At 43.1% G+C, this 1,378-nt stretch carries 1 pseudogene; it reads right to left on the bottom strand.

What is annotated here, in order from left to right:
• Nucleotides 1-1,378, bottom strand: a pseudogene (locus tag A6733_RS09085) (hypothetical protein); the annotation flags it as partial.

Here is a 1,378-nt window from a genome sequence, read left to right as displayed (position 1 = left end):
TCTCCCACATCCTCAGAATCAGTAGCAGCAGCCATTTGCGGAACACTAGCAACACCCACGGACGCAGAAGAGGAGGAAACAGCACTACTCGTAGGTACCTCAAAAGACCTCTTAACTGATTGCATAACAAATGATTTCTTGGGTCCGCGAAAATAAGCAGAAGAACTACTGCCAGCTGCCGCAGAAGATTCCCAGAGAACAGCAGAAACAGAAGAAGGGGCAGTAGTAATCGGCACTATTAGCTGCTCAGATGAGGACGCAGGAGTTGATTCACCTACTAAAACTCCCGACTCACTTATCACACATCTCTTGGGCTTGGGTTTGGATTTGGGTTTGGGTTTGGGTTTGGGTTTGGGTTTGGGTTTGGGTTTGGGCAGAACTTGTTGAAGAGAGGTGTCCAAAGAACAAGCACCACTTCCTGATTTCTTGCTCTTACTTATTAAACGTTTTTTGGAAACAGACTCAGTACCCTCCTCCGTACATTTACTACCACTTCCTGATTTCTTTCTCCTATCCATCACACGCTTTTTTTCATATTCTTGACAAACTGAAAATGCTACTACGGGAGCACTAACAGCATCGAAAATATCAATAAAATCTTCACAATCAGCACCACTCAATGATCTATCTTCTAGTCCAGCAAAAATTGAATCAGCTATGCTATCCCACCTCAAGTTAAATATAGACTCCGCGTCCTCGCGAACAGCACAATCCAGATTAGACAGAAAACTTAGTAACACTTCTCCACTTAGTGGCACTGGTCTACAATCAGAGGAACTCGAAAATACTCTAGTACCAGCAAGAGAACGTATAAAATCAGGGCGGTACTTGGTTAGTGGCACTGGTCTACAATCAGAGGAACTCGAAAATACTCTAATACCAGCAAGAGAACGTATAAAATCAGGGCGGTACTTGGAATGATAGAGACAAAGAAACTTAGCCATAAAACCAAGTAAATGCAGTTCCTTATAGGTTCTGCACCAAATAACAGCCTGCCCAACCATCGAAAGTCCATTACTCACGGACCTTAATAGGTTACCCAGTACCATCGAGCAAGACATTTTGGCAGATTTACGAATGACAAAAAAGAGATCGTGAATTGGTTTAGCACTATCAGGATGTAACCTAACACCAAGCAAATCAACATATTGAACAGATAATGAAGCACTAGAGGAAGAGATCGAAACTTCAGAAGCAACTGCAGAAGCAGTTGAAGTACTCGCTTGAGATGGTAATGACTGAGGGTTTGGGAGAGAAGAATGCGTAAGGTCTACAACACTAGTTACTGGTGCTACACCCTCACCTTTACTGGCTTTTTTCCTTATATAGGCCTCTACCTTTGTTGATAACGCCATTGCGAGAATGCCAGCAACGTCAA

Source organism: Candidatus Ichthyocystis sparus (assembly GCF_900078745.1).
Taxonomy (GTDB): Bacteria; Pseudomonadota; Gammaproteobacteria; order Burkholderiales; family 2013Ark19i; genus Ichthyocystis; species Ichthyocystis sparus.
This window is presented reverse-complemented; position numbering and strand designations above follow the sequence as displayed.